Genomic DNA, 7,388 nt, shown 5'->3' on the forward strand with positions numbered 1-7,388 from the left:
GATGAGAGTAGCGCTGCGCAATCGAACCTGGGCCGATGCGGTCGGTATGGCGCCTAGCGCTATCCGGTGCGCCTGTCGCGGCCGGCGATTCCAGAGGCGGGGCCCATTCAGCGGAAGCCAATCCTGGGGATGTTGCCATCGGCGGACGCAGGCGGCACGGTGACATGATGAGTCAGGTGCGCATCGCGGTGGCCGGTGCGGGTCCGAGCGGAGCGCGTCACACCGAAGAGGTCGACGCCAGCGAATCCGCGGTGCTCGCCGCCATCGTGGACCCGAGTCCGAGCGGCACCGAACTAGCGGCGAAATATGGCGTCCCCCAGTATCCGTCGCTGACCGAGTTGATCGCGACCGACAAACCTGACGGAATCATCTTGGCCACACCGAGCCGAATGCACGTTGACGGTGGCTTGCAGTGCGTCGCGGCAGGGGTGCCGGTACTCGTCGACAAACCCATCGGGCACAACGTAATAGCCGCTACCCGCCTCGTTAAGGCCGGGGAGAGGGCGCGGGTTCCCGTGCTCACCGGCCACCATCGCAATTACGCCCCGATCATGACCGAGGCCCGCGAAATCATCCGGAGCGGCGTTCTGGGAACGGTCATCGGCGTCTCGGGCACCGCCATGTTCTACAAACCCGACGAATACTTCGACGTGGGCGGTCGGTGGCGACGCGAACCCGGAAGCGGACCCATCCTGCTCGACTTCACCCACGAGATCAACAACGTGCTGTCCCTGATCGGCGACATCGCCACGGTGATGGCGGCGACGTCGAACCCGACGAGGGGGTTCCCCGCCGAAGACACGTCGGCCATGATCTTCTACTTCGCCAACGGTGCGCTTGGCACCTTCCTGCTGTTGGATGCCGCAGCTTCGGCGCACAGCTGGGAGCACCAGCCCGCCCGGCAGGACGCCGGCCCTTCCATTGGTTCAGACGAGGATGCCTATCACATCGTCGGCACCCAAGCCTCGCTCTCGATGCCCACGATGCGGGTGAGCACGTACGAGGGTTCCCCTTCTTCGTCTCAACCGCTCACCACGTCGCGCCACGGGATGGAACTCAGCCATCCGTTGACCATCCAGATGACGCACTTCGCCGACGTCATCCGCGGTGACGCCCACCCGTTGTGTAGCGGCCGAGACGGACTCAAGACGTTGCAGGTGGTGGAGGCGATCGTTGAGTCCGCCCGGATCGGCCGGCCGGTGGACATCGCCAATTGAGGGATGCCACGCCGAGCCCACCGCAGGCGATCGGGCCAGAACGTGCGCGGGGCGCTACCGCCGCGAGTTGAGGCCAAGCGGCGCGGCGAGTGCGGTCAGCACGGGGAGCAGGTCGTCGGACTCGACCACCTGGATGGCGACGTGGTCGGCGCCAGCGGCGGCATGGGCTTGTAACCGCAGCGCGATTTGCGCAGCGGTGCCGTATGCGATGACCGAGTCGACCAGCCTGTCGCTGCCGGGCTTGGTGATGTCCTCGTCGCTGAACCCCAGTCGTTTCCAGCTGTTGAGGTAGTTGTCGAGATTGAGGTAGAGCTCGATCGCCTTGCGCCCCCGCGCGCGAGCGGCCTCGACGTCGGTCGACAGCACGACCTTGTTCTCGGGCGCCAGGAACGCCGTGGGACCCAGAAGTTCGCGGGCGTGGGCGGTGTGCTCGGGCGTCGTGAGATATGGGTGCGCGCCCGCGCCGCGGCTGGCCGACAGCTTGAGCACCCTGTCGCCGAGCGCGGCGAGGATTCGGCGGTTCGTCGGCACGCCGTATTCGTCGAGTTGGTCGAGATACTTCGCCAGCGCGTCGTAGGGCTTCTCCCACCCGGTGACGATCTCGCGGTGACCCGCACCGATGCCCAGCAGGAATCGTCCAGGGTACTTCTGCTCGACGCGATGAAAGGCCTCGGCGACCGGCCCGGCCGGCGAGTTCCAGATGTTGATGATGCCGGTGGCAGCCCTCAACGTACTGGTCTGGTCGAAGATCGGATCCACCCAGCTCAGGTCGCTCGGTGCCATGCTGTGCACCCACACTGCGCCGTAGCCGAGCCTTTCGATCTCGACGGCGACTTCGGCGGAGACGGGATTCCCCGTCCACGCGCCGTACTGGCCGAGGTCGGGCTTGGCGGCTACCTCGTTCGATGTCATCGGCGTCCCTTCATCGGAATTGATATCGCTCGCTATTATATTGTGCACTAGACAATGAGGCGCGAGACAGCGGGGAGACGTCGTGACACGTAGCGGGCAGAAGCGGGAAGTGGGAGCGCAACTGTCCTTCGCGCTCTACGGTGCCGCGAATCGGATGATCCGCATGCACAAACCGCTCCTCGACCCAATCGGCCTGACCTTTCCCCAGTACCTGGTGATGGTCGAATTGTTCAGTGGGACACCGCGCACGGTGGGAGAGCTAGGCAGCAAACTCGGCATGGACACCGGCACGATCACCCCGCTGCTGAAGCGGTTGGAGAAGGCGGGGTTCATCACCCGTCGGCGCGACGCCGCCGACGAGCGACGTGTACTCGTCGACCTCACCGACGCCGGTGAGGAACTGCGGCACCCGGTATGGGCGGTGCCCGACCAGATCAAGAGCGCCTGTCAGCTCACCAACGACGGCATGGCAGCGTTGCGCGACACCCTCGACGATCTCGCCAGGCCCGCCAGGGGCGACCGGTAGGGCCTGCCGGTGACAGCCCTCATCCCGCCACGAAATCGTGGGGGTTGAGCACGTACTTCGTCGCGGCTCCGGAATCGAACTCCGCATGCTCACGCGGTGCCCTTACCCGGCGCAGTCGGATCCCACTGCTACCAGACCTGCGATCATGGATGAACCCCTTACGAACTGAGCTGCAGCACTTGACTATTGAAGTGTTCTTCCACAACCATCAGCGTGGGCGTTCTGCTCCGCGATGCGCTCACCCCTTGCCCACGAGCGGGTGCCGACGGCCGTCCAGAATCAGGCTAGCCCGCGTCCGCTACCCAGGAAGCTCGATAGGAGTCCAGTGCCGGAAATGATGCCCCAGGTCGACGATGCAGAGCTCTTCATGAGCAACACGTTGGTCATCCGTCCAGAATGGCGCTCTGCCTACTTGCGGGAGTTGATGACCGTGCTACCTCAGGCGAGAGCGCTCGACGGGTGTCAGCTCTTAGAGGTTGGCGAGATCGTCGATACCCCAGGCACGTTCGTACTCACCGAGCGCTGGCGAAGCGGCCTCGAGTACGTCAACGAGTACCTCGCCCTGCCCTTCTATCAGAACTATCTCAAACGCACCGAGGACATGTATGCCGGCCCGCGCAAGGTCGTGGTGTTGTCATCGATCGGCACGACGCACTGATTCTGCAGTCGCCCGTTCGAGACGCAGGGGCGGCCGCCGACCGGGCGCCCAAGCCCGACCATGGCGGCAATTGCCGCTACTTCACGTAATCGACGTCGCCGTCAGCCCGCCACGAAACCGTGGGGGTTGAGCACGTACTTCGTCGCGGCTCCGGAATCGAACTCCGCATAACCACGCGGAGCGTCCTCCAGAGGAATCGCCTTGGCATTGACCGCCTTTGCGATCTGCACCTTGTCGTGCAGGATCGCCATCATCAGCTGGCGGTTGTACTTCATCACCGGACACTGCCCGGTGGTGAACGACAGCGACTTCGCCCAACCCGTGCCGAAACTCATCGACAGGGAGCCGACCTTGGCCGCCTCGTCGACGGCACCGGGGTCCCCCGTCACGTAGAGACCGGGTATGCCGATCGCACCGCCTGCCCCGGTGATGTCCATCAGGGAGTTGAGCACCGTGGCGGGGGCCTCCGATGCCTGTGCACCGTGTCCCTGTCCGCGCGCCTCGAACCCGACGGCGTCGATCGCGGCATCCACCTCCGGCACACCGAGCAACTCGTCGAGCTGGTCGACGATGCTCGCATCACCGACGTCGATGGTCTCGCAGCCGAAACTGCGCGCCTGCGCCAGACGTTCGCCGTTGAGGTCACCGACGATCACCACGGCCGCGCCCAGCAGCTGCGCCGAGACCGCGGCTGCCAGTCCAACGGGACCCGCTCCGGCGACGTAGACGGTGGACCCAACACCCACGCCAGCCGTCACCGCCCCATGGAATCCCGTCGGGAAGATGTCCGAGAGCATGGTCAGGTCCATGATCTTGGCCAACGCCTGATCCCGGTCGGGGAACTTGAGCACATTCCAATCCGCGTAGGGGACGAGCACGAAGTCCGCCTGACCCCCTACCCAACCGCCCATGTCGACATAGCCGTAGGCGCTCCCGGGCCGGTCGGGATTCACGTTGAGACAGATGCCGGTCTTGCCCGTCTTGCAGTTCCGGCAGCGACCGCACGAGATGTTGAACGGCACCGACACGATGTCGCCGACGTGCACGAACTCGACGTCGGGTCCCACTTCCACCACCTCGCCCGTGATTTCGTGGCCCAGCACGAGATCCACGGGGGCCGTCGTTCGACCACGCACCATGTGTTGGTCCGAGCCGCAGATGTTGGTGGTGACCGTCTTGAGGATCACCCCGTGTGGCACCTTGCGACCGACGTTGGCCGGATTGACACCCGGGCCGTCCTTGAGCTCGAAGGTCGGATAGTCGATGTCGATGACCTCGACCACACCAGGACCCTTGTACGCAACCGCTCTGTTGTCGGACATGATTCGCTCCCTTTCTGGCGCCAATGCTCTTGTAAACTTAGGCGTTCGCGGGCCTCGGCTCGTAGCGTTTCACCGGCCGCAGTCCACCGGCCGCCAATCGTCCACCCGGTGAGCCACGTGGCGTCGCCGTGCGTAGTGACGCGGTGCGGACGACGCGCGAGGCCACCGCCCGTCCGTCGTCGGATTGCGTCTCGCGCCGTTACCGGAGGAAGTGCTTGAAGTTGACGGTCGGGTCGGCGAGCGCGGCCGGGTCGGCGATCACCCGCTTCCCAATCGCCATCTCCGCGAGCCGGACGTCCTTGGCCACGGTGTTGCCGAGACCGACGGCGGCAACCGAGACCAGCCGGCCTGCGTCGTTGATCCCGTAGCGGATGTCGACACCGTCCGGACGGGATCTGACGACCTCCGTCGCCGCCATGGCGGGCAGACCCGCAACCTGCAGGCTCAGGTCGTACTGATCTGACCAGAACCACGGCACGGCGTCGTAGGTGCAATCGCCGCCGAGCATGTTGTGCGCGGCGACGATGGCCTGGTCCTGAGCATTCCGCCAGGCCTCCAAGCGAATCCGGCGGTCGTCGTACAGCGGATGGGGGAACGAGCAGCAGTCCCCCGCGGCGAAGACGTGCGGGTCGGTGGTGGCCAGGCGCCCGTCGACCTTGATGCCGTTGTCGACGTCGAGACCCGCCTTCTCGGCCAGCGCCGTCTCCGGCACGGCGCCGATGCCCACCACCAGCACGTCGCAGCCGACGGTCGAACCGTCGCCGAGCGTGACGGTGGCCTCGGCGTCGGACTCGGTGATACCGCTCAGTGTGACGCCACAGCGGATCGTCACACCGGCGTCGGCATGCCTTGCGTGGACGATGGCGGCGACCTCGGCGGGTACGGCGCGACCGAGTAACCGGCCTGCGACTTCGAGAACGGTGACGTCACACCCGAGTGACACTGCCGCAGCGGCCAATTCGAGACCGATGAACCCGCCGCCAATGACGGTGACCCGATCCGCCGTTCGCAGACTCGCACGCAGTCGCAGCGCGTCGTCGTGGGTGCGCAGGGTGTGGACCCGTGAGAAGCCGGCAGCCAGGGGCAGCGGTCGAGGGGATGCTCCGGTGGCCAGCAGCACCCGTTCGTAGGCGATGCGCTCGCCAGTGGCGAGCACCACGTCGCGGTTGCTTCGATCGACGTCGACGACCTCGGCTCCGCCCCGATGGGTGACGCCGAGTGCGGCGAGCGCAGCTTCGTCGTGCACCGTGACGGGATCTGGGTCCTGCTCGCTGAGCAGGACGGCCTTCGACAGCGGCGGCCGCTCGTAGGGCAGATGCCGCTCGACGCCGAGCAGTTCGATGGCCCCCGACCAGCCGGCCCCCCGCAACTCTGAGGCGGCCCTGGCGCCGCACTCCCCCGCGCCGACGATCACCATCGCAGGCATGTCAGCCAATTCCGATGTGGACGGTGCCGTCGCCGTCGACCTTGACCGGGTAGGTGCGCAGATCCTGTATCACGGGCGCGCCCTTGGCGCTTCCAGAGGTGTAGTCGAACCGCCCGTTGTGCTTGGGACATTCGATGATCTTGCCCATCACCAGTCCGTCGCACAGCTTCTCGCGTTCGTGCGTGCAGTAGCCGTCGGTCGCGTAGAACTCGTCGTCGTCGGAGCGGTAGATCGCGAACTCCACTCCGTCGTGCTCGAACGGAATGATGTCCTCGGCTTCGATGTCGTCGGCATGGCAGGCCGGAACCCAGGTGGTCATGGCGATCCTCGTTGGGTGGGGTGTCAGATGGCCGCGGCCGGGGCTTCGGCAGCGGTTGGGATCGGCTCGTTGTACGGAGCCGCACCCTCGGGCAGTTCGCGACGCACGTAGTAGCTCTGGTCCTTGAGTTGCTTGAGCACGGCAGGGACGATCTCCTTGTACGCCGCCCACATCGACGGGTACGGCTCGGCGCAGTCCTTCTTCACTTCTTCGTGAAGTTCGGCGAGGCGGTGCGACGGAACCATCGGGAACATGTGGTGCTCGACGTGATAATTCATGTTGGAGTAGAGGAATCGATTCAACCGGTTCATCTTGACCGTGCGGGTGTTGAGGCGATGGTCGAGCACGTTCTCACCGAGGCCGGCATGCTGGGTCAATCCGTAGAGGTTGAACATGGTGGCGCCGTACATCCGAGGCAGGCCGACCAGCAATGCGGGAACGATGGACCGCGTCGCGGCGCAGGTGACCGCGGTGGCGCCGTAGATGCCGAGCGAGATGCGGGCCGTGCGAACCACCTTCGGCCGTTCGGACTCGGGAACGTAGGTCTTTTCCTCGTCGCCGAGTCGACCGGTCGCGCGTACGACCATGTCCTTGAACGCCATCGGAACATCGATCAGGCCAACCAGATTCGCGACGATGCGCCCCAGGCGCGCCGGCCGCATCGCCATGATCTCCGGGTCTCGGCCGACGATCAGGGTGTCGGTGTGGTGGCGGGTGTGACTCCACCGCCAGACCGTCGGGTCCCGCATCTGCATGAAGGACGCGATCTGGTAGACGACGTCGTTCTTGCGCGGCGTGGCGAAGAACGTCCCGTGACCGGTCTCGTGCCAGCGTGAGTCCGAAGCGGACCCGTACAGGACGCCGTAAGCGGCGAACGCCGGCACCGCCGCCCACCTGTGGCCCGTGGACCAGGCGATCGCGCCCACTGCGCCCGAGACCGCCATCGACCCCAGCCAGAGGGCCGTGTCCTTGGTCGCGTGCTCGTCGGAGCGCTTCATGAGTTCCTTC

At 65.7% G+C, this 7,388-nt stretch carries 8 protein-coding genes; 3 read left to right on the forward strand and 5 right to left on the reverse strand.

The annotated features are described in order from the left end of the window. The first annotated feature begins 167 nt into the window (after window positions 1–167). Window positions 168–1,217: a Gfo/Idh/MocA family protein gene (locus ABW137_RS10460; protein WP_526399570.1), complete on the forward strand. Its 1,050-nt coding sequence runs from the start codon at window positions 168–170 to the stop codon at window positions 1,215–1,217. A 54-nt stretch (window positions 1,218–1,271) separates the two neighbouring features. Here ABW137_RS10460 and ABW137_RS10465 read toward each other — a convergent pair whose 3' ends face one another. Continuing rightward, window positions 1,272–2,129, reverse strand: coding sequence for an LLM class F420-dependent oxidoreductase (locus ABW137_RS10465; RefSeq protein ID WP_526399572.1), 858 nt, complete (start codon window positions 2,127–2,129; stop codon window positions 1,272–1,274). 82 nt (window positions 2,130–2,211) lie between these two features. Between ABW137_RS10465 and ABW137_RS10470 the strand changes: the two genes are divergently transcribed. Together ABW137_RS10470 and ABW137_RS10475 are read left to right on the forward strand one after the other, a co-directional pair. Next, a complete protein-coding gene (locus ABW137_RS10470; RefSeq protein ID WP_526399574.1) occupies window positions 2,212–2,655 on the forward strand; it encodes a MarR family winged helix-turn-helix transcriptional regulator in 444 nt (147 codons plus the stop codon). 334 nt (window positions 2,656–2,989) lie between these two features. Continuing rightward, window positions 2,990–3,313 carry a putative quinol monooxygenase gene (locus tag ABW137_RS10475; protein WP_526399583.1) on the forward strand — a complete coding sequence of 108 codons (324 nt, stop codon included), beginning with the start codon at window positions 2,990–2,992 and terminating at the stop codon, window positions 3,311–3,313. Between the two features lie 101 nt (window positions 3,314–3,414). Here the strand turns inward: ABW137_RS10475 and fdhA are convergent, their stop codons facing one another. From fdhA to ABW137_RS10495, 4 genes are all read right to left on the reverse strand, one after another. Then, on the reverse strand, window positions 3,415–4,635 hold the full coding sequence (gene fdhA, locus ABW137_RS10480; RefSeq protein WP_526399576.1) for a formaldehyde dehydrogenase, glutathione-independent: 1,221 nt from the start codon (window positions 4,633–4,635) through the stop codon (window positions 3,415–3,417). Window positions 4,636–4,834: 199 nt separating this feature from the next. Continuing rightward, complete coding sequence (locus ABW137_RS10485) at window positions 4,835–6,061, reverse strand: NAD(P)/FAD-dependent oxidoreductase (RefSeq protein WP_526399578.1); 1,227 nt, start codon at window positions 6,059–6,061, stop codon at window positions 4,835–4,837. Between the two features lies 1 nt (window position 6,062). Further along, window positions 6,063–6,380 carry a MocE family 2Fe-2S type ferredoxin gene (locus tag ABW137_RS10490; protein ID WP_526399580.1) on the reverse strand — a complete coding sequence of 106 codons (318 nt, stop codon included), beginning with the start codon at window positions 6,378–6,380 and terminating at the stop codon, window positions 6,063–6,065. Between the two features lie 23 nt (window positions 6,381–6,403). After that, window positions 6,404–7,388 (reverse strand): fatty acid desaturase family protein (locus ABW137_RS10495; RefSeq protein ID WP_526399581.1); only part of this gene is annotated, 985 nt, incomplete at its 5' end.

Origin of the sequence: Mycobacterium sp., from assembly GCF_040509115.1 — a bacterium.
GTDB lineage: Bacteria > Actinomycetota > Actinomycetes > Mycobacteriales > Mycobacteriaceae > Mycobacterium.